This is a genomic window from Flavonifractor sp. HCP28S3_F3 (genome assembly GCF_052065355.1).
Classification (GTDB): domain Bacteria; phylum Bacillota; class Clostridia; order Oscillospirales; family Oscillospiraceae; genus Flavonifractor.
In genome coordinates this window covers 1-25,511 of record NZ_JBQHUF010000014.1, presented here as the reverse complement: position 1 = coordinate 25,511, position 25,511 = coordinate 1, and the positions used below count along the sequence as shown (strand labels likewise).

Annotated in this window: 29 protein-coding genes and 2 tRNA genes; 10 read left to right on the top strand and 21 right to left on the bottom strand. The window is 61.9% G+C overall.

Features of this window, described 5'->3' with window-relative positions:
* Positions 1-9 precede the first annotated feature (9 nt).
* On the bottom strand, positions 10-1,344 hold the full coding sequence (locus tag ACTNB1_RS12110; RefSeq protein ID WP_441169784.1) for an MATE family efflux transporter: 1,335 nt from the start codon (positions 1,342-1,344) through the stop codon (positions 10-12).
* A 75-nt stretch (positions 1,345-1,419) separates the two neighbouring features.
* Here ACTNB1_RS12110 and ACTNB1_RS12105 point away from each other — a divergent pair, with 75 nt between their 5' ends.
* From ACTNB1_RS12105 to sigK, 3 genes are all read left to right on the top strand, one after another.
* Complete coding sequence (locus ACTNB1_RS12105) at positions 1,420-2,226, top strand: MerR family transcriptional regulator (RefSeq protein ID WP_441169783.1); 807 nt, start codon at positions 1,420-1,422, stop codon at positions 2,224-2,226.
* Positions 2,227-2,322: 96 nt separating this feature from the next.
* Positions 2,323-3,471 carry a transglutaminase domain-containing protein gene (locus ACTNB1_RS12100; RefSeq protein WP_441169782.1) on the top strand — a complete coding sequence of 383 codons (1,149 nt, stop codon included), beginning with the start codon at positions 2,323-2,325 and terminating at the stop codon, positions 3,469-3,471.
* A 68-nt stretch (positions 3,472-3,539) separates the two neighbouring features.
* Entirely contained in the window at positions 3,540-4,235 is a 696-nt protein-coding gene (gene sigK / locus ACTNB1_RS12095; RefSeq protein WP_441169780.1) for an RNA polymerase sporulation sigma factor SigK, read from the top strand.
* 43 nt (positions 4,236-4,278) lie between these two features.
* Here sigK and ACTNB1_RS12090 read toward each other — a convergent pair.
* Together ACTNB1_RS12090 and ACTNB1_RS12085 are read right to left on the bottom strand one after the other, a co-directional pair.
* Positions 4,279-4,369 (bottom strand) — tRNA-Ser (locus ACTNB1_RS12090).
* 37 nt (positions 4,370-4,406) lie between these two features.
* A tRNA-Ser gene (locus tag ACTNB1_RS12085) sits at positions 4,407-4,494 on the bottom strand.
* 181 nt (positions 4,495-4,675) lie between these two features.
* Here ACTNB1_RS12085 and ACTNB1_RS12080 point away from each other — a divergent pair.
* The gene (locus ACTNB1_RS12080; protein ID WP_441169778.1) at positions 4,676-5,989 is read left to right on the top strand and encodes an acetyl-CoA hydrolase/transferase family protein; all 1,314 of its coding nucleotides are present in this window, start codon (positions 4,676-4,678) and stop codon (positions 5,987-5,989) included.
* Positions 5,990-6,019: 30 nt separating this feature from the next.
* Here ACTNB1_RS12080 and ACTNB1_RS12075 read toward each other — a convergent pair whose 3' ends face one another.
* Complete coding sequence (locus ACTNB1_RS12075) at positions 6,020-6,493, bottom strand: TspO/MBR family protein (protein ID WP_441169777.1); 474 nt, start codon at positions 6,491-6,493, stop codon at positions 6,020-6,022.
* Positions 6,494-6,675: 182 nt separating this feature from the next.
* On the opposite strand from ACTNB1_RS12075, the gene ACTNB1_RS12070 reads away from it, so the two are divergent.
* From ACTNB1_RS12070 to ACTNB1_RS12050, 5 genes are all read left to right on the top strand, one after another.
* The gene (locus ACTNB1_RS12070) at positions 6,676-7,257 is read left to right on the top strand and encodes an RNA polymerase sigma factor (protein WP_441169775.1); all 582 of its coding nucleotides are present in this window, start codon (positions 6,676-6,678) and stop codon (positions 7,255-7,257) included.
* Positions 7,254-8,549, top strand: a complete 1,296-nt coding sequence (locus ACTNB1_RS12065; protein WP_441169773.1) for an anti-sigma-I factor RsgI family protein — start codon at positions 7,254-7,256, stop codon at positions 8,547-8,549. Before ACTNB1_RS12070 ends, ACTNB1_RS12065 begins: the two co-directional genes overlap by 4 nt.
* Before the next feature lie 43 nt (positions 8,550-8,592).
* The gene (locus ACTNB1_RS12060) at positions 8,593-10,419 is read left to right on the top strand and encodes a KAP family P-loop NTPase fold protein (protein ID WP_441169889.1); all 1,827 of its coding nucleotides are present in this window, start codon (positions 8,593-8,595) and stop codon (positions 10,417-10,419) included.
* 119 nt (positions 10,420-10,538) lie between these two features.
* Positions 10,539-11,570 carry an SPFH domain-containing protein gene (locus ACTNB1_RS12055; protein WP_441169771.1) on the top strand — a complete coding sequence of 344 codons (1,032 nt, stop codon included), beginning with the start codon at positions 10,539-10,541 and terminating at the stop codon, positions 11,568-11,570.
* A 1-nt stretch (position 11,571) separates the two neighbouring features.
* The gene (locus tag ACTNB1_RS12050; protein ID WP_441169770.1) at positions 11,572-11,775 is read left to right on the top strand and encodes a PTS ascorbate transporter subunit IIC; all 204 of its coding nucleotides are present in this window, start codon (positions 11,572-11,574) and stop codon (positions 11,773-11,775) included.
* A 45-nt stretch (positions 11,776-11,820) separates the two neighbouring features.
* Here the strand turns inward: ACTNB1_RS12050 and ACTNB1_RS12045 are convergent, their stop codons facing one another.
* The 17 genes from ACTNB1_RS12045 to ACTNB1_RS11965 form a co-directional block, all read right to left on the bottom strand.
* On the bottom strand, positions 11,821-12,276 hold the full coding sequence (locus ACTNB1_RS12045; protein WP_441169768.1) for a MarR family transcriptional regulator: 456 nt from the start codon (positions 12,274-12,276) through the stop codon (positions 11,821-11,823).
* 62 nt (positions 12,277-12,338) lie between these two features.
* Entirely contained in the window at positions 12,339-12,773 is a 435-nt protein-coding gene (fabZ, locus tag ACTNB1_RS12040) for a 3-hydroxyacyl-ACP dehydratase FabZ (RefSeq protein ID WP_204246203.1), read from the bottom strand.
* A 3-nt stretch (positions 12,774-12,776) separates the two neighbouring features.
* Positions 12,777-14,018 (bottom strand): beta-ketoacyl-ACP synthase II, encoded by a 1,242-nt coding sequence (fabF, locus tag ACTNB1_RS12035; protein ID WP_441169767.1) that lies wholly within the window; start codon positions 14,016-14,018, stop codon positions 12,777-12,779.
* A 12-nt stretch (positions 14,019-14,030) separates the two neighbouring features.
* Positions 14,031-14,774, bottom strand: coding sequence for a 3-oxoacyl-[acyl-carrier-protein] reductase (gene fabG, locus ACTNB1_RS12030; protein WP_441169766.1), 744 nt, complete (start codon positions 14,772-14,774; stop codon positions 14,031-14,033).
* A 4-nt stretch (positions 14,775-14,778) separates the two neighbouring features.
* Entirely contained in the window at positions 14,779-15,705 is a 927-nt protein-coding gene (gene fabD / locus ACTNB1_RS12025; RefSeq protein ID WP_441169764.1) for an ACP S-malonyltransferase, read from the bottom strand.
* The gene (locus ACTNB1_RS12020; RefSeq protein ID WP_441169762.1) at positions 15,702-16,628 is read right to left on the bottom strand and encodes a nitronate monooxygenase; all 927 of its coding nucleotides are present in this window, start codon (positions 16,626-16,628) and stop codon (positions 15,702-15,704) included. The genes fabD and ACTNB1_RS12020 overlap by 4 nt, the downstream gene beginning before the upstream one ends.
* Before the next feature lie 19 nt (positions 16,629-16,647).
* Positions 16,648-17,598, bottom strand: a complete 951-nt coding sequence (locus tag ACTNB1_RS12015; RefSeq protein ID WP_441169761.1) for a beta-ketoacyl-ACP synthase III — start codon at positions 17,596-17,598, stop codon at positions 16,648-16,650.
* Positions 17,595-18,416: an acetyl-CoA carboxylase carboxyltransferase subunit alpha gene (locus ACTNB1_RS12010; protein WP_441169759.1), complete on the bottom strand. Its 822-nt coding sequence runs from the start codon at positions 18,414-18,416 to the stop codon at positions 17,595-17,597. Before ACTNB1_RS12010 ends, ACTNB1_RS12015 begins: the two co-directional genes overlap by 4 nt.
* The gene (accD, locus tag ACTNB1_RS12005) at positions 18,406-19,272 is read right to left on the bottom strand and encodes an acetyl-CoA carboxylase, carboxyltransferase subunit beta (RefSeq protein WP_441169758.1); all 867 of its coding nucleotides are present in this window, start codon (positions 19,270-19,272) and stop codon (positions 18,406-18,408) included. The genes ACTNB1_RS12010 and accD overlap by 11 nt, the downstream gene beginning before the upstream one ends.
* Positions 19,269-20,654 (bottom strand): acetyl-CoA carboxylase biotin carboxylase subunit, encoded by a 1,386-nt coding sequence (accC, locus tag ACTNB1_RS12000; protein ID WP_441169756.1) that lies wholly within the window; start codon positions 20,652-20,654, stop codon positions 19,269-19,271. Before accC ends, accD begins: the two co-directional genes overlap by 4 nt.
* 4 nt (positions 20,655-20,658) lie before the next feature.
* On the bottom strand, positions 20,659-21,087 hold the full coding sequence (gene accB, locus ACTNB1_RS11995; RefSeq protein ID WP_441169755.1) for an acetyl-CoA carboxylase biotin carboxyl carrier protein: 429 nt from the start codon (positions 21,085-21,087) through the stop codon (positions 20,659-20,661).
* A 68-nt stretch (positions 21,088-21,155) separates the two neighbouring features.
* A complete protein-coding gene (acpP, locus tag ACTNB1_RS11990) occupies positions 21,156-21,386 on the bottom strand; it encodes an acyl carrier protein (protein WP_441169753.1) in 231 nt (76 codons plus the stop codon).
* A 254-nt stretch (positions 21,387-21,640) separates the two neighbouring features.
* Positions 21,641-21,871: a hypothetical protein gene (locus ACTNB1_RS11985; protein ID WP_441169752.1), complete on the bottom strand. Its 231-nt coding sequence runs from the start codon at positions 21,869-21,871 to the stop codon at positions 21,641-21,643.
* A 132-nt stretch (positions 21,872-22,003) separates the two neighbouring features.
* The gene (locus tag ACTNB1_RS11980) at positions 22,004-22,216 is read right to left on the bottom strand and encodes a cold-shock protein (protein WP_009259878.1); all 213 of its coding nucleotides are present in this window, start codon (positions 22,214-22,216) and stop codon (positions 22,004-22,006) included.
* Positions 22,217-22,380: 164 nt separating this feature from the next.
* Positions 22,381-22,818 carry a hypothetical protein gene (locus tag ACTNB1_RS11975; RefSeq protein ID WP_441169750.1) on the bottom strand — a complete coding sequence of 146 codons (438 nt, stop codon included), beginning with the start codon at positions 22,816-22,818 and terminating at the stop codon, positions 22,381-22,383.
* A 105-nt stretch (positions 22,819-22,923) separates the two neighbouring features.
* On the bottom strand, positions 22,924-24,408 hold the full coding sequence (gene glpK, locus ACTNB1_RS11970; RefSeq protein ID WP_441169749.1) for a glycerol kinase GlpK: 1,485 nt from the start codon (positions 24,406-24,408) through the stop codon (positions 22,924-22,926).
* Positions 24,409-24,471: 63 nt separating this feature from the next.
* Complete coding sequence (locus ACTNB1_RS11965; RefSeq protein WP_441169748.1) at positions 24,472-25,137, bottom strand: Crp/Fnr family transcriptional regulator; 666 nt, start codon at positions 25,135-25,137, stop codon at positions 24,472-24,474.
* A gap of 124 nt (positions 25,138-25,261) precedes the next feature.
* Between ACTNB1_RS11965 and ACTNB1_RS11960 the strand changes: the two genes are divergently transcribed.
* Positions 25,262-25,447 (top strand): hypothetical protein, encoded by a 186-nt coding sequence (locus tag ACTNB1_RS11960; RefSeq protein ID WP_441169747.1) that lies wholly within the window; start codon positions 25,262-25,264, stop codon positions 25,445-25,447.
* The last annotated feature ends 64 nt before the right edge of the window (positions 25,448-25,511 follow it).

Genomic DNA, 25,511 nt, shown 5'->3' with positions numbered 1-25,511 from the left:
CGCATGAAATCATGCGCCGCTTTTTTCACAGGCCGGTTCCGGCCCTTTTACTTTGCGGAAATACCACAGCAGGAAGACGACGGTAAAGATCAGGCACAGCCCCTCGGAGACCAGGGGAGAGAGCCAGATGCCGGTGTCTCCGAACAGGGCGGACAGCGCCACCAGACACCCGGATATGAGCACCAGGCTCCGTCCGAAGGAGATGGTGAGGGCGGGAACCGGATGCTCCATAGCGGTGAAGAAGCCGGAGACTACTACATTGAAGCCCATCACCAGGAAGGACAGGGAGTAGAGCCGCAGGGCATTGGCGGTGTAGCCGAACAGCGGGTCTTCTGCCTCCAGGAACAGCCCTACGATAGGCCCGGCGAAGAGCTGGCAGATCAGGAAGAAGCCGACGCCCGCCGCCGCCACCAGCCGCACGCCGTAGGAGAGGAACCGGTGGCACATGGGCCGCTCGCCCGCTCCCAGGTAAAAGCTGGACAGAGGCTGAATGCCGTGGGCGGTGCCGATCATGGTCATGAGCACCAGGGTGTTGACATAGCTGATAATGGTGTAGGAGGTAAGTGCTTCACCGCCGATGACCGACAGAATGATCTGGTTGAACAGGAAGATCACGAAGCCGTTGGAGAACTCGCTGAGACCGTCGGACACACCCAGGGGAATGATCCGGCGATAGGCGCCTAGATCCCACTTGAACTTTCCAAACCGCAGGGGCTCCCGGTGTGTGAGGAAATAGATCACGAACACGATGGTGGAGGTGACCTGAGCCAGGCCGGTGGCCAGGGCGGCGCCCCACACCCCCCAGTGGAAGTGCATCACGAACACATAGTCCAGTACGATGTTCATGATGGCGCAGGAGAGCACGCCGATGGTGCTGACGTGGGGTGCGCCGTCCGCCTTCACCTGCACCTCCAGGTTGTAGGACACGGTGAAGAACACGGCAAAGCAGGAGATGATGCCCACATACTCCTTCACCAGGGGCAGCAGGTCGCCGCTGGCGCCCAGGAAGACGGCCACCCGCTCCAGATTCAGGAGCACCGCCGCAGACAGAGCCAGGGAGATCACGATGACCACGAACAGGTTCTGGTTAAAATAGTTCCGTGCCTTCTCCTTGTCCCCCTGGCCCAGCGCCAGGGACAGGACGGTGGAAGTGCCGGTGGCCAGCAGGATGCCGATGGTGAACACCAGAGACACGAAGGGCATGGACAGGTTCACCGCACCCAGAGCGTGGCTGCCCACCCCGTGGGCCACGAAGATGCCGTCCACCATGGTATATAGGGAAAAGATCCACATGGAGACGATGGACGGGATGGTGAATTTGAAAAATTTCCGTACTAAGTTCAAGGGTAAAACCTCCTCTTGTTGCATCTATCATAAACCCTCGTACTATCCGAAAGTCAAGGGCGGGAGGCAAAAAAATTGAAAGAGTATTATCAGATCCACGAATTGGCCAAATTGTTCGATCTCTGCCCCGATACCCTGCGCTATTATGAGGAAAAGGGGCTGCTTCACCCCGATCGGGGTGAGAACCGTTACCGAAAATACGGCATCCAGGATATCTGCACCCTGAATATCATCCGCTCGCTCCGGGAGCTGGACCTGCCCACCGGGGAGATCCGGGGCTATCTGGAGCGGCGGAGCGTGGGGGAGACTCTGGAACTGCTGGACCGGGAGGAGGAGCTGCTCCGCCGCCGGATGGCGGAGCTGGAAGAGGCCTGCCGGGAGGCGGAAGAGCGCCGGGGGCGTCTGGAGCGCTACCGGGGCGTGGAGGCCGGACAGGTGGAATTCCTGGAGGAGCCGGAGCGGCCCTATGTGTTTCTGGAGAAGGACTTTATCCTGGAGAAGGAGGTGGACTTCCAGCTCAAGCGGCTGGAACAGCGCCACCAGGATTATATCCAGGTCATCGGCAGCCAGTGTATGGGAGCGCAGGTGGACGAGGAGAGCCTGAAAAAGGGGATCTACAACCACTTTTCCCGGGTGTTTTTCCTTACCCGGCCCGGGCTGCCCTACGATGATCTGCTGCCCGGAGGCGAGTATGCCCGGCTGTACTACCGGGGAGAGTACGACCGCATGGAGGAGCACCTGGGCGCACTGCTGGCCGGCATCCAGGCGGCAGGCCGGCAGCCGGCGGGCGCACCTCTGGAGCTCTACCGCATCGACGCCCATGACACCAATCGACCGGAGGAATACGTCACCGAGCTTCAGGTGCGGGTCTGTACCCCATAAAAGCCCGGTTTCTTCAGGCAACTTTTTACAGCGGCGGTGCGTCTATGGCATGACGGGTTTCCCGTCGGATGCAATGCTTGGCAGGAGGAAACGCACATGAGAAGAATAGGTAAGACCGCCGCTGCCCTGGCGATTCTGTCTGCGATGTGCCTCAGCGGCTGTTCGCAGGCTCAGCCCGGCGCTGAGGATACCAGCAGCCCCAGTCTTGTGACCCCATCCCCGTCTCCCATTCAAAGCGAGACCCCAACCCCTCCGGATCCCATGGATGAGGTCTATCCGGTGGACACGCAGGAGGATGCGGCCAAGATCCTGGAGCAGGCCTATGAGGGGCTGGTACAGGAGCTGACCTTCCGCTTTGCCCAGGAGGACTTGTCCCTTCAGGACCGTTCCATACTGCTGCAGAACGCCTCCAATCAGGTGCTGAGCGTCCGTCCGGAGCTGAAATATGCCTACGCCCTGGAATGTGCGGACGGTGCGGAGGGAACGGTCTGTAAAATCTCCTATATGCCCTATAAGCTGGGATATCCGGACGGTGTGCCGGAAGGAGCGGTGGAAATCCACAACCTGGCGGAGCTGGTGGCTGCGGCGGATAATGCGCTGGGGGCCGAAGAGATCCCCATCGTGATCCGGGACCCGGAACTGCTGGTGGACGACATGCAGCGTGCCCTGCAGCAGGCGGGATATAGTTATGTGGTGTATACACTCAACAGCGACGCCACGGCAATCTGTGCGTCTCCGGGCGTTTCTGAGACGATGGAACAAAACCTCGAAGCGGTGCAGGAGGTCCAGCGCCTGGCGAAAGAGACCGCGGAGAAAATTTTGACCGATACGATGGACGACGAAGAAAAGCTTCGAGCCATTTACGGCTTTATTGTGGAAAACACCACGTATGACTACCGGTATTATCAGGCCCCGGATACTATGCCCTATGAGTCCAGAACGGCCTTTGGACCGTTACAGAACGGCACGGCTATCTGCGGCGGTTTTTCCTGGGCGTTTCGTATGCTCTGCGAAGAAGCGGGCATTCCCTGCTGGAACGTTACCGGCACCGGAGCGGGGGAGGAGCATATGTGGAATTGCGCTCTGATAGACGGAGCGTACCGCTACTTTGACACCACCTGGGACGCCGGACGCGCAGACGAGAGCCAATGGCGGTATTTTGCCCGGACGGAAGAGGAGATCTCACAGGACCACTTCTGGGGTGTGGGCCAGCAGGAGCTGATACACGCACTGACCCAACAATAGGTCGGGAGAGTCCTCGCCGTATAAGGACAAACCGTGTCGGAATACAGTGGGACCAGGAGGTGTGACCTATGTTTCCAGCCTGGATCCTGCTGACACTCAATCATCTGTTTTTTACCCTGCGGCTTTCCGGCGGGGCGGCCAGTTCTTTTCCGCGGCCCCTGAAGGCGGAGGAGGAGCGGCAGTACCTGGAATTGGCCGCCCAGGGAGATCTGGAGGCCCGCAACAAGCTGATCGAGCATAACCTGCGTCTGGTGGCGCACATTATTAAAAAGTATTATACCCCCAACGGGGATCAGGACGATTTGATCTCCATCGGGACCATCGGCCTGATCAAAGGAATCAGTACATTTCGGCCGGATAAGAAGGTGCGGCTTGCCACCTACGCCTCCAGATGCATTGAAAATGAGATTCTGATGTATTTTCGGGCTCAGCGAAAAAACCAGGGAGAGCTCTCTCTGTCCGATTCCATCGACGGAGACGGGGACGGCAGCTCACTGTCCCTGATGGATACTATCAGCGTGGACGACAATATGCTGGAGGAGTTGGATGCAAGGGACTCCTGTGTAAAGGTCCGCCGCTGTGTGAAGAACTGCCTGGATCCTCGGGAGGCCATGATCATCACGCTGCGTTACGGACTGAATGGGGATACGCCGCTGACCCAGCGGGAGATCGCCACCCAGTGCGGTATTTCGCGCAGCTATGTATCCCGCATTGAAAAGAAAGCGCTAAAAAAGCTGGAAACAGCTATGGAGAGCCGAACATAGATAAAAAAATCAGGAGCAAGCGTTAAAAACGCTTGCTCCTGATTGGCGCAGAAGGAGGGATTTGAACCCTCGCACGGTTTAACCCGCCTACTCCCTTAGCAGGGGAGCCCCTTCGGCCACTTGGGTACTTCTGCATACAGAATACGCCGCCGAATCACTGAAATATAAAAATGGCGGAGAGAGTGGGATTCGAACCCACGGATGCTTGCACATCGCCGGTTTTCAAGACCGGTTCCTTCAACCACTCGGACATCTCTCCACGTCCGGGCTCCGGCCAAATGCAAAAGAAATTATACAATAGATTTATCCGGTTGTCAATGAAAAGAACAAAAAAATTTAACGCTTTTCGTCTGGAAATCTGAGACGTGGTGTGGTATATTGGGAAAGTATGCGAAAAGGGAAGAAAAGTTACAGAAACAGTGAGGTAATGCAGTAAAATAATGGATATGACGACGAAAAATCAAGTATTGTATCAGGAAAAGCTGGCAACTCCCGAGGGAGTGGCGGCCTGTATCAAAGACGGGCAGCACATTTTTATGGATATTGCCCTGTCTCAGCCCAAGGCCATTATAGAAGCGATCGGCCAGCGAGCCCGTCAGGGCCAGATGTCCGGGGTGACGCTGAGCAGCATGATGGACATCTATCCCATGGCCTGCTTTGAACCGGACGCTCCGGAGGGATTGCAGGGAATATCTCTGTTCTGCGGTTCCGGTGCCCGGAAGGCTGCCAAAGAGGGCCGGTGTGACATCCTGCCTGGATATTACCGGGACTTTCCTCGGATCATCCGGGAAAACAGAGAGGTAGACGTATTCTGCGCTGCGGTGTCGCCGATGGATCGTAACGGCTATTTCAGCCTGGGTACGTTGTCATCTGCCACTCAGACGATGATCGATAAGGCGGATGTGCTGCTGTTGGAGGTAAATGAGCATGTCCCTTACTCATTCAGTGCCCCTGTCATCCACGTTTCTCAGGTGACGGCGCTGTGTGAAAACCACATGCCGCTGCCGACCCTGAAACCCGCTGAGCTGGACGAAGTGAGTTTGAAGATTGGTGAGCTGATCGCCAATGAGGTGCGGGATGGCTCCACCCTTCAGTTGGGGATCGGAGCGATCCCCGACGCAGTGGGTTTGGCGCTGCGGGAGAAACGAAACCTGGGTATCCACACAGAGATGTTTACCGACAGTATGGTGGAACTGATCCAGTGCGGAGCGGTGGACAACAGCCGCAAGCCCATTCACCGGGGGCGGTCGGTGGCCACCTTTGCCTTTGGGTCTCAGCGGATCTACGATTACATCGACCACAACCAGGCCATTGAGATGCTGCCGGTAGAGTACGTCAACGACCCTGCGGTGATTGCCAGGCATCCCGACTTCGTGTCGGTAAACGCGGCGCTGGAGGTGGACTTCTTCGGCCAGGTGTGCGCGGAATCCATTGGGACCAATCCGGTGTCGGGCACCGGCGGGCAGGTAGACTACGTCCGGGGCGCGGTGCTCTCTCCCGGCGGGCAGAGCTTTATTGCATTCCCCTCCACAGCCAAGGGGGGAACGGTAAGCCGTATCACATCCACCCTGACGCCGGGAGCCATCGTGACCACAGGAAAGAACGATGTGGACAACATCGTGACCGAGTACGGAATCGCCCGGCTGCGAGGCAGAACCCTGCGGCAGCGGACAGAGAGCCTGATCGCCATTGCCCACCCCAAATTCCGGGACGAGCTGCGGTATGAGGCCAAAAAGCGGAATATTCTGATTTGAGGAAGGGGGACCTGTGCAGGTCCCCCTTTTTTAGTTCAGCGCCCAGACACCGAAATTGAGATAAGCGGCGAAGCTCACCCACAGCAGATAGGGCACCTGGAGCCAGGCGGCCCATTTGTCTACCTTGCGGAACGTAAGCAGCATCCGCAGGATGAGCGCCCACAGGATGGCCAGCCAGATCAGAGCCAGGCCGTAGGCCTGCGCGTTGAAGAAGATGATGCTCCAGAAGAAGTTGAAGGCCAGCTGTGTGCCGAAGAGCACCAGCCCCCGGGAACGCTCCGGCGAGGGCGGAGCCAGCCAGACCCGGGCTGCGCCGATGCCCATCAGGGCGAAGAGAGCGCTCCACACCACGGGAAAGACCACACTGGGCGGCGAGAGAGGGGGCTTGGAAACCGTGCGGGAATAAAGGTCCGCACCCTTCCGGGTCAGCCAGCCGGACAGGCCGCCTACGGCCTCCGTGCCCAGGATCCAGAGCGCGTAGGTTTTCCATGCGTTTGATTTCATATGCCATCACCCGGGAATAGGATATGCATGGATGTCCCGATTCTATGCGAAAACAGGCTTGGAAGAACGTGGATGGGACTTTACGGCGAAGGCTGAGAAAGTTATAATAAAAAAGAATCTGCGCTGCAATAAAAAGCGCCTTCCGTGCATTATACAGACGGAGAGAAGTGGGGAGCGGAACTATGCTGATCTTATTGGAGACCATGGCGGAGGAGAGCCGGGGCGTTACCGCGCCGGAACTGCTGGAGCCATTGCTGCTCAAATTGGCTCAGGGCGATCAGGAAGCCCTGGGGGAACTGTATCACAGGGCAAGAGCCGCCGTCTACGGTTTGGCGCTGTCCTATCTGAAGCATGCCCATGACGCCGAAGATGTGACCCAGGATACCTTTGTGCGCATCTGGGAGAACGCGCCCCGCTACCGGCCCCAGGGCACGCCTCTGGCGTGGATCCTGGCGGTGGCCCGGAATCTGTCGCTGATGAAGCTGCGGGAGCGGGGAAAGACCCAGGACATGGAGCCGGAGGAGTGGGACCGGCTGGCGGCGGACAATCCGCTGGTGACGACGGAGGATCGTCAGGTCCTCCAGTCTGCTCTGTCCGGCCTGTCTGACGAGGAGCGGCGGGTGGTGATCCTCCACGCGGTGACCGGCTGGAAGCATCGGGAGATCGCGGAGCTGCTGGAAATGCCTCTGGCAACGGTACTGTCCAAGTACCGCCGGGCGCTGCAAAAATTAAAAAATATACTGGAAGGGGGGGAGACGAAATGAACGAGCGGGATGTGGAACGCCGCCTGCGCACGGCGCTGGAGCATGCGGCTCCTGACGACCTGGAGGCTGTCCGGGCCCGCTGCGGTCCCCAGCACAGCGGGGACGTGATCCCCATGCCCAAGCGGAAGCGGCCCATGCGCCGGGCAGCGCCCTGGCTGGCGGCGGCCTGTCTGCTGCTGGTGATCGCCGGGGGCGTTATGGGTGTACGGTATCAGAAGGCGTCGGCGGTGGCGTCTCTGGTCTCCCTGGACGTGAATCCCAGCGTACTTTTGGAAGTGAACGGAGCGGAAAAGGTGCTCTCCGCCCAGCCCATCAACGATGATGCCGGGGAGATCCTGGACGGCATGGACCTGCGGGGCACCGATCTGAATGTGGCTATCAACGCCATTGTAGGCTCCCTGCTCAAGCACGGCTATGTGGACGAACTGGCCAATTCGGTGCTGGTGTCTGTGGAGGACAGCAACGCCGACCGGGGCGCAGCCCTGGAGGAGAAGCTGACCGGTGAGATCTCCCAGGTGCTGGAGTCGGCCTCTATCAACGGGGCGATCCTGTCCCAGAGCTTTTCCGGCGATGACGCCCTGCGGCAGAAGGCGGAGGAATACGGCATCTCCATGGGCAAGGCGGCTCTGATCCAGAGCCTGGTGGAAAACAGCACCCACCTGACCTTTGAGTCTCTGGCCGGTCTGTCCATCAATGAGCTCAATCTGCTGGTCAATTCCACCGTGGTACAGGATCAGCCCAGCCAGGCGGGGGAGACCGTGGCGGACCAGAACGCCATCACCTCAACCGGCACCGCCAGCCAGAGCGGCTATATCGGCCTGGAGGCCGCTCAGAGCGCGGCGCTGACCCATGCGGGTCTGGATGCCGCCTCGGTGACCTGGAAGGAGGCCGACTACGACTACGAGGACGGCCGGATGGTATATGAGATGGAGTTCTTTGCCAACGGTGTGGAATATGAGTACGATGTGGACGCGTCCACCGGTGAGATCCTGAAAATGGAGAAGGAGGGGGCGGAGTGGAATGTCCCCTCCGGCGGCCAGAATACGGGTGGCCAGGGGAATACCGGCGGGGGCACCTCCGGTGTAATCGGCCGGGAGGCCGCCCGGGACGCCGCTCTGTCCAGCGCCGGGGTAACGCAGTCCCAGGCATACGAGCTGGAAGTGGACGACGAGCTGGATGACGACCAGCCCCACTACAAGGTGGAGTTCAAGGCGGGCGGCTATGAGTACGAATATGAGATCGACGCCTTTACCGGCTCAGTGCTGAAAAGCGAGCGGGACCGGGATGACTGATCCCGAAGCGGGCCTGTGAGAGACGGAGAGGAATGGTGTGGAGATGCGGCTGGGAAAAATCGACAGCCCGGTAGAACGGCTGGAGCAGGACAAGCTTTCTGTGGACGCCCAGATCAAGGGGTTCGCGGATTTTATCCTGCACTGTGAGACGCCTATGGCGGTTGCCATCCAGGGCGCCTGGGGCAGCGGCAAGACCAGCTTTGTCAACATGGTCATGGACGCTGCCCGGGAGGTAGATCCCCAGGCGGCGGAGCGCTGTGGATTTTTAGCCTTCAATGTGTGGCAGTACAGCCAGTTCGGCATGGGAAAGCAGCTGGCGGTGAGCCTGCTCACCGCCCTCATTGGGGAGCTCAGGAAAGGGATGCCTCAGGATTCCCAGCGGGGCAGCCGGGCGCTGGAGGAACTGAGCCGGGGACTGCGGACCCTGGGCAAGTTCTCTCTGGGCATTGCCAATGACATCGTGAAAAAGACCACGGACATTGATGTGAAGTCCCACCTGGATACCGTTGTGCGGGAGTACAGCGGAAAGAGCGGGGAAGAGGCGGACGCCATCGGCGAACTGAGGCACAATTTTCAGGTGGCTATCGACGAGCGGCTGAAGGGCCTGGCCGGGACGGATGGGGAGGAACCCCGTCTGGTCCTGTTTCTGGACGACCTGGACCGGCTGCCTCCTGACCGGGCCATTGAGATACTGGAGGTGCTCAAGCTCTTCCTGGACTGCCCCAACTGTGTATTTCTCCTGGCCATCGACTATGATGTGGTGGTCAACGGTGTGACCATTAAGTACAAGGGGACCCTGAACGCCGAAAAGGGCAAAGACTTTTTTGAAAAGATGATCCAGGTCGTGTACAACATGCCCCGCTCCTTGGACCACACGGACCGCTACATCGCGGCCATGCTGGCGGAGAACGGCATGAACCGGGCCATGGCGGTGGACTTTGCCAAGCTGTTAAAGGCGGCGGGGAAGGACAATCCCCGGTCCATCAAGCGTTTTGTGAACTCCTACCTGCTGCTGGCCCGGATGAAGCGGTATGTATCTCCCATGAGCGAGCTGGAAGAGGATGTGGCCCTGTTTGCCGTGCTCTGCCTTCAGAGCGTCTGCCCGGAGGTGTATGACTGGCTGGCGGCCAATCTGGAGGAGCTGCCCATGGACCGGCTGAATGCCCTCAAGGATCTGGCCCTCCAGGACGAGCCCTCCGGGGAGGAGCCGACACCCCAGTTCCTGCTCCGACTGGGGCTGACGGACAGTCAGGGTACCCGGGTGTTTTCCCGCTGGGAATTCCTCCGTACCTTCTTTGCCCAGATCGTGGAGTGCGACTGGGACGGACCGGAGGAGATGGGGAACTTTGACTATGCCGAGACTCTGGGCGCGGCCCATGAGAAGATCATCCGCTCTGCCATCCGCCTAGCCCAGCTGACCCGAGCGGAGGATGGGAGCATCACAGAGGACGACTGCGTGGCCTTCCTCATTGCCGACTGTGAGTACTGGCCTACCAGGACCGGCAGCGTGGGCGAGGCCTTTGCCCTCTCCTGCCAGTATCTGCTGCGGGGCCTTGAGACGGAGCAGGCAGTGGAAGCCGCCTCTTATTTCCCCTTCCTGTCTGCGGATCCCACTCACCTCGCCAATCCCTATGACCTGCATTATCCGGGAGCGGCGCTCTATGTGGATCAGGACTGGCCTGCCCGGGAGGTGACTGCCCGCCTGGAGGACCTGATCTCTTACGTCCGGGAGTGGGATAACAGCCCTGTTTTTCTCGTCTGGTTCAAGGACAAGGCAGGCCAGCAGGAGCTGTGGAGCTATCGCTCTCCCCTGGGGGAGGAAGACCCGGAGGAGAATTTCTCCTTTGATTTAAATCTGGACGAGTTTTAAGGAACCGCCCGCGCCAAAAGCGCGGGCGGTCTTTTTTCTTTCGAGGTCAGAATAGTATTGACAAGGAGATATTGTGATGATATGATTTTGATATCAAAAAGAAGAGCGGAGGTGCTCTCATGGAAGAGAAGATCATAAAAGGTCATAAAAACGGAATGGCCATGCTGCTGCTGATCCTGGCGCTGTATGTGGTGGCGGTAGTGGGTGTTGTGTGGGGTGCCATCCGGGAGGAGGCCGCGGAGGCCGCCTGGTTCGGCGGGCCGGACCCGCTGGCTATCGCAGTTATCGTTGTGTGCGCCATCTGGCTGGCTTTGGGCTGGATTTTCCTGTGCGGCCTGAAGGTGCTCAAGCCCCAGGAGGCTCTGGTGCTCACCCTGTTCGGCAAGTACGTGGGTACTCTGAAGGGTGAGGGCTTCTACTACGTCAACCCCTTCTGCTCCGGCGTGAACCCTGCCGCCAAGACTAAGCTCAACCAGAGCGGAGACGTGGACGGAGGCGGCAAGGGCGTGTCCCTGAAGGTGGACGCGGAGACCGTTGGCAAGCGGATTTCCCTTAAAATCATGACCCTGAACAACAACCGGCAGAAAATCAACGACTGCCTGGGCAACCCGGTGGAGATCGGCATCGCCGTTATGTGGCGGGTAGTGGATACCGCCAAGGCCGTGTTCGATGTGGATAACTACAAGGAGTACCTGTCTCTCCAGTGCGACAGCGCTCTGCGCAACATCGTGCGCATCTACCCCTACGACGTGGCACCCAACGTGGACACCACCGGGGACGGCATTGCCGACGAGGGCAGCCTGCGGGGCTCCAGCGAAGTGGTGGCATCCCGCATCAAGGACGAGATCCAGAGCAAGGTGGCCCAGGCGGGGCTGGAGATCATTGAGGCCCGCATCACCTACCTGGCCTATGCCCCCGAGATCGCCGCGGTGATGCTCCAGCGGCAGCAGGCCAGCGCCATCATCGACGCCCGGAAGATGATCGTGGACGGAGCCGTGGGTATGGTGGAAATGGCCCTGGAGCGCCTGAGTGAGAACCAGGTGGTGGAGCTGGACGAGGAGCGGAAGGCCGCCATGGTGTCCAACCTGCTGGTGGTGCTCTGCGGCAACCGGGACGCCCAGCCGGTAGTCAACTCCGGGAGCCTGTACTGATATGGCGGCGGACGGCAAGAAGCAGATCCCGCTGCGGCTCTCTCCCAAGCTGTATGCCGCCATCGCCGCCTGGGCGGAGGACGATTTTCGCTCGGTGAACGGCCAGATCGAGTATCTGCTTACCGAATGCGTCCGGCAGCGGAAGAAGAACGGCAAGTACGTCTCCGACCAGATCGACGTGCCGCCGGAGCTGGATATTGAATAAAAAACGAGCCCGACCGGAGTTCCGGTCGGGCTCGTTTCGTTGTGTTCAGGCTTCTTCCGCAGCGCCCAGACTGATCTCAGGCATCAGCTCCTTGCTGATGATGGAGAGCATTTCCTCCAGCTTGGCGCACTCCTCGGGGGTGAACCGCTGCCGCATCCGCTCGGTGACCACATGTACATAGTCGTTGCTGATGTTGTAGTAGTCCCTGTATTTCTGGGTCACCTGCAGGTGATATTCCCGCTTGTCCTGGGCGGACTGGATTTTCTGCACGTACCCCTTGCGGATGAGGCTGTTGATCTTGTAGGCCGCGTTGGGGGGTGAGATGCGCATAAAGGAGGCAAATTCGTTCACCGTGGGGGAGCCCAGGGCCTGGATAGTCTCCATGGCGAAGGTCTCCACCGTGGTCAGACTGGCCTCCCGGTTCTGGAAGCGCTCAAAGATCTCCTGATAAAAATGCAGCTTGAATTTTGTATACACAGTTTCAAATTTCTGTTCCAGCATGCCGCAGCCTCCGCAATTTCGATCATTTTCTCCATTATAACAAACGGCGGAGGAAAGGGCAATCAGGAATCCTTACCCAGGGCAAAGGTGAGCTCCGCCGTGGCCGCCACCTGTCCGTTGACGGTGGCCTTGGCCTCTCCGATCCCCACCGGACCTTTCTGCTTGATGAGGGTGCACTCCAGTTCCAGCACGTCGCCGGGGGTGACCTGGCGGCGGAACCGGGCGTTCTTGATGCCGCCGAAGAAGGCGATCTTGCCCCGGTTCTCCGGCATGGACAGCAGAGCCACCGCTCCCACCTGAGCCAGAGCCTCCAGGATCAGCACGCCGGGCATCACGTGGTACTGGGGAAAGTGCCCCTGGAAGAAGGGCTCGTTGACGGTGACGCACTTGATGCCCTTGGCCCACTTGCCCTCCTCGCCGTCCACGATGCGGTCCACCAGGGCGAAAGGATAGCGGTGGGGGATGATCTGGGCGATCTCGTTGGAATTATACTGCATGTCTCAGCCCTCCCACTTCTTGAACAGGACGCAGGCATTGTGGCCGCCGAAGCCCAGGGAGTTGGACAGGGCGTATTCCACCTGAGCCTGACGGCCCTGGTTGGGTACATAGTCCAGGTCACAGGCCGGGTCGGGCACCTGGTAGTTGATGGTGGCGGGCAGATAGCCCTCCTTCAGAGCCAGGGCGGTAAAGATGGCTTCCACCGCGCCGGCGGCGCCCAGCATGTGGCCGGTCATGGACTTGGTGGAGCTCACCGCCAGCTTGCCGGCGTGGTCGCCGAAGACGGCCTTGATGGCGGCGGTCTCGCCGGAGTCGTTCAGGGGGGTGGAGGTGCCGTGGGCGTTGATGTAGCCCACCTGCTCGGGCGCCACACCGCCGTCGGCCAGAGCCTGAGCCATGGCCCGGGCGCCGCCCTCCCCGTTGGGGGCGGGAGCAGTCATGTGGTAGGCGTCGCAGGTGGCGCCGTAGCCCACCACCTCGGCGTAGATCTTGGCCCCGCGGGCCTTGGCGTGCTCATACTCCTCCAGCATCAGGATGCCGGCACCCTCGCCCATGACGAAGCCGGAGCGCTCGGCGTCGAAGGGGATGGAAGCCCGGTTGGGATCATCGCCCACGTGGAGGGCACGCATGGTGGTAAAGCCGCCGATGGACAGGGGCGTGACGGCAGACTCGGCGCCGCCGCACAGCATCACCTCGGCGTAGCCGTCCCGGATGTGGCGGAAGGCGTCGCCCACCGCGTTGGAGCCGCCGGCGCAGGCGGTCACCGGGCAGGTGCACATGCCCTTGAAGCCGAAGGCGATGGCGATCAGCCCGGCGCCCATGTTGGCGATGGCGGAGGGAATGTAGAAGGGGGAAGCCCGGTCAAAGCCCTTCTCGGAGCAGCGCATCTGCTCGCTCTCGGTCATGGCGATGCCGCCGATGCCGCTGGATACGATGACTCCGCAGCGGGTGGTGTCTACCTGTTCCAGATCCAGACCGCTGTCGGCCACCGCCTCCTTGGCGGAGGCCATAGCCAGCTGGGCGAAGCGAGCCATGTGGCGCACGTCCTTCTTGTCCAGCACGGAGGTGGGATCCCAATCCTTCACCTCGGCGGCCAGGTGAACCTTCTGATTGGCGGCGTCATACTGGGTGATGGGAGCGATGCCGCACACCCCGTCTTTCACAGCCTGCCAGGTATCCGCAATATTGTGGCCCAGGGGATTGACGCTCCCCATGCCGGTAATGACTACTCTGCGTTTATCCATGTTCGTTCCTCCTTACATGCCCATGCCGCCGTCGACCTGAAGCACCTGGCCGGTGATGTAACCGGCCTCCTCAGAGGCCAGGAAAGCCACCGCGGCGGCTACGTCCTCCGGCTTGCCGGCCCGGCCGGCGGGAATTCCGGCCAGCATGGCCTCCCGGGCGGCCTCAGGCAGGGCGGCGGTCATGTCGGTGGCGATGTAGCCGGGGGCTACCGCGTTGACGGTGACTCCGCGGCCGCCTAACTCGCGTGCCAAAGACTTGGTCATGCCGATGACGCCCGCCTTGCTGGCGCAGTAGTTGATCTGGCCGGGGTTGCCCCGGAGTGCCACCACGGAGCTGAGGTTGATGATGCGGCCGTAGCGGGCCTTCATCATGGGCCGGGCGGCGGCCCGCATGCACAGGAAGGCGCCCTTCAGGTTGGTGGCGATGACAGCGTCAAAATCCTCGTCCTTCATCATCATGGACAGATTGTCCCGGGTGATGCCGGCGTTGTTCACCAGGATGTGGAGGCCGCCCAGCTCCTTGACGGCGGTGTCAATGAGGGCCTTGACGGCGGCGGGATCAGCCACGTCGCCCTGGACGGCCCGGGCCTCTACCCCCAGCTCCTTCAGCGCCGCCAGGGTCTCCTCGGCGGCGGCGGTGTTGCCGGCGTAGGAGAACACCACGTTAGCGCCCTGACGGGCCAGCTCCAGACAGATGGCCTTGCCGATGCCCCGGCTGCCGCCGGTAACGACGGCGGTCTTTCCAGTCATACTCATATTGTTATCCTTTCAGGGCCGCGGCCAGCGCGTCGATGTCGGCGCAGGTCTCCACGGCGTAGGTCTTGATGGAAGGTGCGGTCTTTTTGACAAAGCCGCTGAGGGCCTTGCCCGGCCCGATCTCCACGATGATGTCCACCCCCAGCTCCTCCAGCCGGCGGATGGTGTCCTCCATGTAGACAGAGGACTGCACCTGCTTTTCCAGCAGAGCGGGGATGGTGTCGTTCTCACCCATCTCCCGGCCCAGGCAGTTAAAGAGCACCGGGAACTTGGGCGTGCCGAAGGTGATCTCCTTAAACTTCTCCCGCAGGGCGTCGCCGGCGGGGCGCAGCAGGGAGGTGTGGAAGGGGCCGCTGACCTTCAGGGGCAGGCACCGCTTGGCGCCCAGCTCGCGGGCCAATGCGGCGGCTTTGTCCACCGCCTCTTTCTGGCCGCCGATGACCAGCTGGCCGGGGCAGTTGTAGTTGGCGATTTCCACCACACCGGCGTCAGCGGCCTGATTGCAGGCCTGCTGCAGCTTTTCCCGATCCAGACCCAGCACGGCGGTCATGCCGCAGGCCATACCAGAGGCAGCGGAGGCCATGGCCTTGCCCCGGAAGGCGGCCAGGGAGATAGCCTGAGCGGGCGTGAACACCCCGGCACACTGGAGAGCGGAGTACTCGCCCAGGCTCAGTCCGGCGGCGTAGTCGGGCTGAATGCCCAGCTGGGCCAGAATGGCGGTCATGCCGGCGGCGAAGGCCACCATGCAGGGCTGGGTGTATTCGGTCTGGTTCAGCACCCCGTCGGGATCGGTAAAGGAGACCGTTTTCAGGTCAAAATCCACCTGGGCGCTGTCCAGAATCTCTTTGAAAGCGGGATAGGCCTCATACAGGTCGGCTCCCATGCCGGGGTGCTGGCTGCCCTGTCCGGCGTACAAAAAGGCGAGGCTCATACGTTCAGTCCTTTCACCACGGCCTCACAGCCGCGCATCAGATCTTCAAAAATAGCCCGCAGAGGACGGATCTCCTTTACCATGCCCGCCACCTGACCGGCCATAAAGCTGCCGGTGTCCAGGTCGCCGTCGAACACCGCCCGGCGGAGGGAACCCAGAGTCAGCTTCTCCATCTCCTCCAGGGGCAGGTTCTGCTTCTCCATCCGCAGGTATTCCCGGGCCATCTTGTTCTTCAACACCCGGACAGGAGCTCCGCCGGTGCGGCCGGTGACGGTGGTGTCGTTGGCACCGGCCTTGATGACCGCCTGCTTGTAGTTGTCATGGATGGGGCACTCTACGCTGGCCAGCAGGCAGGTGCCCAGCTGCACGCCGCAGGCGCCCAGGGCGAAGGCGGCGGCCATCTGACGGCCGTCGGCAATGCCGCCGGCGGCGATGACGGGGACGCTCACCGCGTCGGCCACCTGAGGCACCAGGGCCATGGTGGTCATCTCGCCTACGTGGCCGCCGCTCTCGGTGCCCTCGGCGATGACGCCGTCAATGCCGTAGCGCTCCAGCCGGTGGGCCAGGATGGGAGCGGCCACCACGGGGAAGACCTTGATGCCCGCCTCTTTCCAGGCGGGGATGTACTTGCCCGGGTTGCCAGCGCCGGTGGTCACCACCTGCACGCCCTCATCCACCACCACTTTGGCCAGCTCGTCAATGTGGGGGTTCATCAGCATCAGGTTGACGCCGAAGGGCTTGTCGGTGTTGGCCTTGGCGGTGCGGATCTCAGCGCGGAGAGCCTCGGCGTCCATGCCGCCGGAGCCTACCAGGCCCAGAGCGCCCGCGTTGGACACGGCGGCGGCGAAGGCGCCGGTGGCGATGTTGGCCATGCCGCCCTGGATGATGGGAAATTCAGTTCCCAAAAGTTCGTTCAGTTTCATTGCAAACTCCTTATCTGTCTCAGGCCAGCTCCAGCAGCCCGCCGGCCCAGGTGAGGCCGCCGCCGAAGCCCACGCACAGGGCCTTCTGGCCGGAGGTGAGGGCGCCGGAGGAGACCAGCTCGTCCAGCAGGATAGGTACGCTGGCGGCGGAGGTGTTGCCGGTGCGGGAAATGTTTCCGGTGCATTTGGCGGGGTCCACCTTCAGCTTCTTCACGGCAAAGTCGATGATCCGCTGATTGGCCTGGTGGAACACAAAACGGTCCACCTGGTCCAGAGAGATGCCGGCCTTGCCCGCCACCTCCTTGGCGCAGCGGGGAAGGGCTTCCACGGCGAAGCGGAACACAGTCTGGCCGTCCATATGGATGTAAGAGTGGTCCTTGGTATTGACACCGGGGACCAGCAGGGCCTCCCGGTTGCCCCGGCAGCCCAGCACGCCGTGGAGGGAGGGGTAAGCTTCGTTCCACTCCACCACCGCGGCGCCTGCCCCGTCTCCGAAGAGCACGCAGGTAGAGCGGTCGGTAAAGTCGGTGAGGCGGCTGAGCACCTCGCAGCCGATCACAAGACCATACTTCCGGGGTGCGGCGGCCAGCAGGCATTCCGCCGTGTGCAGGCCGTAGACGAAGCCGGAACAGGCGGCGTTCAGGTCAAAGCACACAGTGTCCTCCGGCAGGCCCAGCTCCATCTGGAGGACGCAGGCCGTGGCGGGGGTGAGGAAGTCCTGGGACAGGGTGGCCACCAGGCATACCCCGATCTGTTCCGGGCGGATGCCGCTCCGCTCCAGGGCCTGCCGTGCGGCGGCCAGGCACAGGGAGGTGTGGCACTCGTCCCCCGAGCAGTGGCGGCGGCTGGAGATGCCGGTGCGGGAGACGATCCACTCGTCGTTGGTGTCCACGATCTTGGCCATATCGGCATTGGTGACTACCCGCTCCGGCAGAGCGGAGCCGGTGGCGATCAGTTTGATTCCGTTCATAGGCGCTCCTTTCCAAGGGCTTTGCTGCCCATTAAGCGGAATTTTTTGTAGCGGTTTACCGCCAGGGCGGAGGGGCTCAGCTTGCTCAAAGCGGCCAGCTCCCGCACCAGGGCGGCGTCCAGAGCCCGGAAAACGGGCTGAGGAGCGGCGTGTGCTCCGGCGGCAGGCTCGGGGATGATGCCGTCGATGACACCCAGCTCCAGAAGGTCCGCGGCGGTGAGCTTCATTACGTCGCAGGCCTCCGCGCTGCGGGAGGAATCCTTCCACAGGATGGCGGCAAAGCCCTCAGGGGAGAGGACGGAGTAGACGGCGTTTTCCAGCATGAGCACCTTGTTGCCCACGCCCAGAGCCAGGGCTCCGCCGCTGCCGCCCTCGCCGGTGACCACCGCCACCACAGGGACGGTGAGGCCGGACAGCAGGGCCAGGGTGCGGGCGATGGCCTCGCCCTGACCATGGGCTTCAGCCTCCAGGCCGGGATAGGCGCCAGGGGTGTCGATAAAGGTGATGATGGGGCGGCCGAATTTCTCGGCCTGGAGCATCAGACGCTGGGCCTTCCGATAGCCCTCGGGGGAGGGCATGCCAAAGTGGTAGGCCATGTGCTCCTCCAGGGTGCGGCCCTTCCGGTGACCGATGACGGTGACCGGATGGCCGTGGAACATGGCGATACCGCCCAGGATGCTGCCGTCGTCGGCGCAGTGGCGGTCGCCCCGCTGTTCAAAGAAGTCGGTGAACAGGGCGTCGATAAACTCTGCCGTGCCAGGCCGGTCGGCGTGGCGGGCCAGAGCCACCCGCTGGGCGGGAGTGAGATCATTTGGCACGGTCGGACCCTCCTTTCCCGTGGAGCTTCAGCAGCCGGATCAGGGTGTCCCGCATCTGGGCCCGGGGCACGATGGCGTCCAGGAAGCCGTGCTCCAGCAGATACTCGGCGCTCTGGAAGCCCTCCGGCAGCTTTTCCCCAATCGTCTGCTCAATGACCCGGGGACCGGCGAAGCCGATGAGGGCGCCGGGCTCTGCCAGCATGATGTCTCCCAGGCTGGCGAAGCTGGCGGTGACGCCGCCGGTGGTGGGATGGGTGAGCACTGAGATGTACAGCCCGCCCTTTTGGGAGAACCGCTCCAGGGCGGCGGAGGTCTTGGCCATCTGCATCAGGGACAGAATGCCTTCCTGCATCCGGGCGCCGCCGCTGGCGGAGAAGAGGATGAGGGGCAGCTTGTTCTTTTCGGCGTGCTCCACCAACCGGGTGACCTTCTCACCCAGGGCGGCGCTCATGCTGCCCATGAAGAATCGGCTGTCCAGTGCGCCCACCGCCACCTTCTGGCCATTGATCCGGCCGGTGGCGGTGACTACGCCCTCCGCCATGCCGGTGCGCCGCCGGGCGGCGTCCAGCTTGGCGGCGTAGCCGGGGAAGGACAGGGGGTCGTTGGAGGTCAGACTGTCGTCCAGCTCCCGAAAGGTGCCCTTGTCCAGTACCAGGCTCAGCCGGTAATAGGCCCCGATGGGGTAATGGTGGCCGCACAGGGGGCAGACGTACCGCCCGGCCACCAGATCCCGGCGGCGTACCACGCCGCCGCAGGCGGGACAGGTCTCCTCAGTGTGGGCGGGGGCGGGAGAGGTGCCCCGGAGGGCTTTCAGAGCCAGCAGCTTCTGCCGCCGCTGGGCAAAGACGTTGCTCATTTCGCTTCAGTCTCCTCTCCGCCCCGGCTCCAGGCCAGCAGGGTGTCCATGTTGGCCTCCAGGAAGCCGGTGGTGTAGTTGCCCCGGACGAAGTCGGGGTGGTGCAGGATTTGATGGAGCAGATCCACATTGTTGGGCGGACCCTGGATGATCAGCTCCTCCAGCGCCCGGCGCATCCGGCGGATGGCCTCCAGCCGGGTGGGGGCGTACACGATGAGCTTTGCCATCAGAGAATCGTAGAAGGGAGGCAGGGTGTAGCCGGTGTACAGCCCGGTATCCACCCGCACGCCGCAGCCGCCGGGCAGATGGACAAAGTCGATCTTTCCCGGCCGGGGCTGGAAGCCGTGGGCCGGATCTTCGGCATTGATGCGGCACTCGATGGCGTGACCTCGCAGCTGCACTTCATCCTGGGTGAGGGAGAGGGGCAGCCCGGCGGCGATGCGGATCTGCTCCCGCACCAGGTCCACTCCGGTGACCAGCTCGGTGACCGGGTGCTCCACCTGGATGCGGGTGTTCATCTCAATGAAGTAGAAGTTGCCCTCCTGATCCAGCACGAACTCGATGGTGCCGGCGTTCTCATAGTGGGCGGCCTTGGCGGCGGCCACGGCGGCGGCGCCCATCTTCTCCCGCAGTTCGGGAGTGAGGGCCTTGGAGGGGGATTCCTCCAGCAGCTTCTGGTTGCGCCGCTGGATGGAGCAGTCCCGGTCACCCAGCTGGATCACGTGGCCTTCCTTGTCGGCCATGATCTGGAACTCGATGTGCCGGGGATTGAGGATCAGCTTTTCCAGATACATCTCTCCGCTGCCGAAGCAGGCCACCGACTCGCTGCGGGCCTCTTCAAACAGGGGGATGAGCTGGTCGGGCTCAAACACCCGGCGCATGCCCCGGCCGCCGCCGCCGGCGGAGGCCTTGATGAGCACGGGGTAGCCGATGGAATCGGCCAGGGCCTTGGCCTGCTCTGCGGTTTCCACAGCTCCGTCGGAGCCGGGTACCACCGGCACGCCGGCCTCCATCATCAGCTTGCGGGCAGCGGCCTTGTTGCCCATGGCCCGGATCACGTCTCCGGAGGGGCCAATGAAGGCGATGCCCGCCTGGGCGCAGGCGTCGGCGAACTGGTCGTTCTCAGACAGGAAGCCGTAGCCCGGGTGGATGGCGTCGCAGCCGGTGGCCTGGGCCACAGTGAGGATGGCGTCCACATTCAGGTAGCTGTCGGCGGACCGGGCGGGGCCGATGCAGTAGGCCCGCTCCGCTAGCTGGACGTGGAGAGCCTCCGCGTCGGCCTGGGAGTAGACCACCACAGGCTCGATGTCCAGCTCCCGGCAGGCACGAAATACCCGGACGGCGATCTCGCCCCGATTGGCGATCAAAATACGCTTGAACATGGGCTCACCCTTCCCGGTAGCGGATGAGGGGATCCCCGAAGGACACCAGAGCCCCATCCTCCTGGAGCACGGCCTCGATGACGCAGTCGCAGGGAGCCTGGACCTCGTTCATCATCTTCATGGCCTCCATCAGGCACACGGTCTGGCCCTTCTTCACCTTGTCGCCCACCTTGACAAAGGGCTCAGCGTCGGGGGCGGAGGCGGCATAGAAGGTGCCCACCAGGGGGGCGGTGATGCAGGGACCCTCCGGCTGAGCGGGAGCCGCCGCGGGGGCGGCGGCAGGGGCGGCAGCGGACAGAACAGGGGCGGAGGCGGCAGGAGCAGCAGCTCCCTTGCCCAGCTCCAGAGTCACGTCCTTGGTAGTCAGCTTAAAAGAGGTGATGCCGCTCTGGTCGAAGCGGGTCATCAGCTCAAAGATCTCTTGGTTGGTCATAGCGGCTCCTTTCGGCACAAAGGCGCCGGTATTACCGGCGCCTCAGGCAATTGCGGGGAAGGCTGCGCTTAGGCAGCGTGCTCCTCGATGTACTTCATCAGATCGCCCACGGTCTTCATGTTGGGCAGGTCCTCGTCGGCGATGGTCACGCCGAAAGCCTCCTCCAGAGCCATGGACAGCTCCACGGCGGCCAGGGAGTCGGCCTCCAGATCCTCAGCCAGCTTGGCCTCGGGAGTCACCTTGTCGGCGTCGCAGCTCAGAGTCTCCACGATGATGTCCTTAATCTTCTCGAAATCCATGATAAATGCTCCTCACAAATCAATTCAAAATTTTTAGTTAAATCATTTTACTTAAAAATTTTTAAATAAAATAATTTAAGCATATTTTATCAGGCGGCGGCCATTTGTCAATAGGTATTTTTGCCGAAAAAAGGGAAAAGTGCTGGAAGCGCTTGGGGCGCAAGGGGTTGAGCGCAAAAAAATCCCCTGCGGACCAGGCCGCAGGGGAGAGAATGGGGGTAAGTAGCCGCCCCCTCAAGGGGGCGGTGCGGGAATCAGCCGCGGCAGCAGCCGCAGGAACCACAGGTATCGGAATCCTCCTCCTGCATATCCATCAGGAAAGCGGGGACGGAGACGTAAACCGGCCAGCGGGTGTTGCTGCCGCCATTGGCCAGCCAGGAGAGATCGGGGAAGGAAGGCAGGGTGACAGCCCCGCCGCTCCCGTTCCCGTTGTTGGAGCAGCAGCCGCAGCGGCAGCAGCGATTCTGACGATTACAACAACACATAGTAAAGTACCCCCATTCAAAGTGGCGGCGGGTGTTTGCCCTCCGCAAGACAGTATACGCCACCGCCGGGAAAGGGGTGCAAAAAAAGAGCGCCGGTCCCAAAAGGGGACCGGCGCAGTGTGTCGAGACAGATTAGGCAGCCACCACGTTGACAGCGCGCAGCTTGTCGGCGTTCTTGGGATCGGGCTCCACATCATAAGTGACCTTCTGGCCCTCCTGGAGGGTCTTGAAGCCGTCGCACACGATGGCGGAGAAGTGCACGAACACGTCGTCGCCGCCCTCGTCGTTGGAGATGAAGCCGAAGCCCTTGGTCTCGTTGAACCACTTAACAGTACCGTGATACATGATGGTACCTCCTGAGAAAAAATTTGGAGCTAAATGACAAAGAAAAACTCACATATTTGCGTATCGTCTGAAGAGGCGACGATGACTACAAACATGTGAGTTCAGGCCGTGCATTTAGACTACCCTGATACTATACCACCGAACCAGGCGTCCGTCAAGAAAAATCACAGCTGTTCCTTCTCCTGGTTGTCGGCGATGAGACGGCGGATGGCATCCTCCGGATAGGACAGCAAACGCCCGAAATCCCAGGCGATCTGGGTGCGGTTGCCGCCGAAATAGACCTTCTCCCGCACCAGTGATTCCTTCCAGCGCTTCAGGCGGAGATACTGGTCCAAAATGTGGTCGGCCTGGTAAAGCAGCATATTGTGTTTGCCCAGGTTCATGGAGATGGGGAACAGGTCGGTGAGCAGAGGCTCGTCCTCTATGTAGAGCTTGGTTCCGTAGCGGGCGCAGCTCTCCCGGGCGAAGGGGATCAGGGCGTCCCGCTCCTGAGCGCTGTCCATGGGCCGGCTGAGGGCCAGGGTCTTCAATCCGGCGTGCACCATCTCGTTAAAGCAGTCGATCACACCGCACTGGTAAGAAAAAGCATCAAGATTCTGCATGGTTCAGGGCCTCCTGTCTTCTGGGGCCTATTCTACTCTCTTTTTCCCGCTCCTGCAAGAGAGAAGGAAAGGGAAAGACAGGAGGCTTTGTCGAACCAGCATCAATCATTCCGCCCAGCCGCGGCAGCGCTCCACCGCCCGGTGCCACTGGCGGAGCAGCTCCGCCCGGCGGGCGTCCTCCATGGCGGGCTGGAAGGGAATATCCGGCTGGCGCAGGGAGCGCAGCTCGCCGCTGTCCCGCCACACGCCCACGGCCAGACCAGCCAGGCAGGCGGCGCCCAGAGCGGTGGTCTCCCGGATGGCGGGACGGAGGACCTGGCGGTCCAGAATGTCCGCCTGGAACTGCATCAAAAAGCCGTCCCGGCTGGCGCCTCCGTCAGCCCGGAGAGCGCGGAGGGGCAGGCCGGTGTCCGCCTCCATGGCGTGGACCAGGTCGGCCACCTGATAGGCGATGGACTCCTGAGCCGCCCTTGTGATATGCTCCCGGCGGGTGCCCCGGGTGAGGCCAACCAGCACGCCCCGGGCATACATGTCCCAGTAGGGAGCACCCAGGCCGGTGAAGGCGGGCACCAGATACACGCCGCCGTTGTCGGATACCTTCTGGGCGTAATATTCCGCGTCCCGGCTCTCGGTGAAGAACCGCAGCTCGTCCCGCAGCCACTGGATCACCGCGCCGCCCACAAATACAGATCCCTCCAGAGCGTACTGCACCTTGCTGCCCAGCCCCACCGCGATGGTGGTCAGCAGGCCGTTGGAGCTGAAGCAGGGCTTTTCCCCGGTGTTCATCAGCAGGAAGCAGCCGGTGCCGTAGGTGTTCTTGGCGTCTCCGGGATCAAAGCAGGTCTGGCCGAACAGCGCCGCCTGCTGGTCCCCGGCGATGCCTGCGATGGGGATCTGCGCCCCCTGAATGTCGGTGTAGCCGTAGATCTCGCTGGAGGAGCACACTTTGGGCAGCATGGCCCGGGGAATGTCCAGGGCTTCCAGCAGGGTGTCGTCCCAGTCCAGCTTCGTGATGTCGTAGAGCATGGTGCGGGAGGCGTTGGTCACGTCGGTGGCGTGGACCGCCCCGCCGGTGAGCTTCCACAGCAGCCAGCTGTCTACCGTGCCGAAGAGGATCTCACCCCGGCGGGCCTTCTCCCTGGCTCCCTCCACGTGATCCAGGATCCAGGCGATCTTGGTGGCGGAGAAATAGGCGTCGGGAATGAGGCCGGTGGCCTTGCGGATGTGGTCCTCCAGCCCGTCGGCACGGAGCTTGTCCACCATGTCCGCCGTCCGGCGGCACTGCCACACGATGGCGTTGTAGATGGGCCGGCCGGTCTCTTTGTCCCACAGAATGGTGGTCTCCCGCTGGTTGGTGATGCCGATGGCGGCAATGTCCCCGGCGGCCACGCCGGACTGGGCGATGACCTCCATCATCACCCCGTACTGGGAGGACCAGATCTCCATGGGGTCGTGCTCTACCCATCCCTCTTTGGGATAGAGCTGGGTAAATTCCTTTTGAGAAATAGAAATAATATTCTGTTCCCGATCAAAGAGAATGGCCCGGGAGCTGGTGGTGCCCTGATCCAGAGCCAGGAGATAGCTGCCCATTGCCTGACCTCCTTTGTGTGATTTCTTTCAGTGTACCACGGATGGAGCGGAAGCAAAAGAGGGTCAGAGCTGTTTCAGGGTAAATTTCCCCCGGTCCGCCTCCAGTACGCCCTCCTCCCGCAGCTGACCGATGGCCCTGGACAGGGCGCTGCGGTCCACGCACAGGTAGTCCGCAAGGGCCTGCCGGTCGAAGGGGACCGTGACGGTGTTTTTCCCGGCCTTCAGGCACAGGTCCTCCAGATAGGCCAGCAGCCGCTCCCGGATGGTGCGGCCGGACAGAACTTCCACCTTGCCCGCCAGGGCCAGGTTCTTGTGGGCCAGCACAGACAGAAGGTTGGCGATCAGCCTGCCGTGGAAGGCGCAGGCGGCGGAGCAGGGGGCGGACAATCTGCCGCTGTCCAGCAGCAGCACCGCCCCGTCTGTCCCGGCGGTAGCAGTGACGGGCAGAGCCTCCGCCCGGGCGCAGGCAAAGGATTCGGCGAACAGCTGGCCCGGCCGGATCTCCCCCATGACGATCCGCTGCCCGTCCGCCTTCAGGCGGCTGACCTGCACCCGCCCGGCCAGCACGATGCCCAGATGGGTGGCGGGCTCCCCGGCGGCCAGAACGGTGTCCCCCTTTTTCATCCGTCGGGGCCGTCCCCCCATGCAGTCCAGCAGGGCGGAAAGCTCCTCCGCCTCTATGCCGCGGAACAGGGGAGAGCGGCGTATGATTTCCAGATATTCTGTCATGAACAGCCCTCCGTATGTTGTAATTGCAACAAGTGAGGTCAGTTTAACACAGAGGGCGAGGACTTGCAATGGCAGATCATACCTGCTACAATGGGGGTCATACTGAAGAAACGGCGGTGAGGACATGTCAGGCTATCTGTCTGTAGGAATTTTGCTGGCGGTTCTGGGGGCCTTTTTCGTCCTGATGCCCTATGAGAAGCTGCATGAGGTGTTTCGGGGGATGCGCTCTCCCGTGACCACAAAGGTTGGCGGCGCGGTACTGCTCATTGGCGGAATCGCCATGATCGCAAAGGGAATTACATTGCTGTGATAGAAAGAACAGGCGGGGGGGGGGGGGGGGGGGGGGGGGGGGGGGGGGGGGGGGGGGGGGGGGG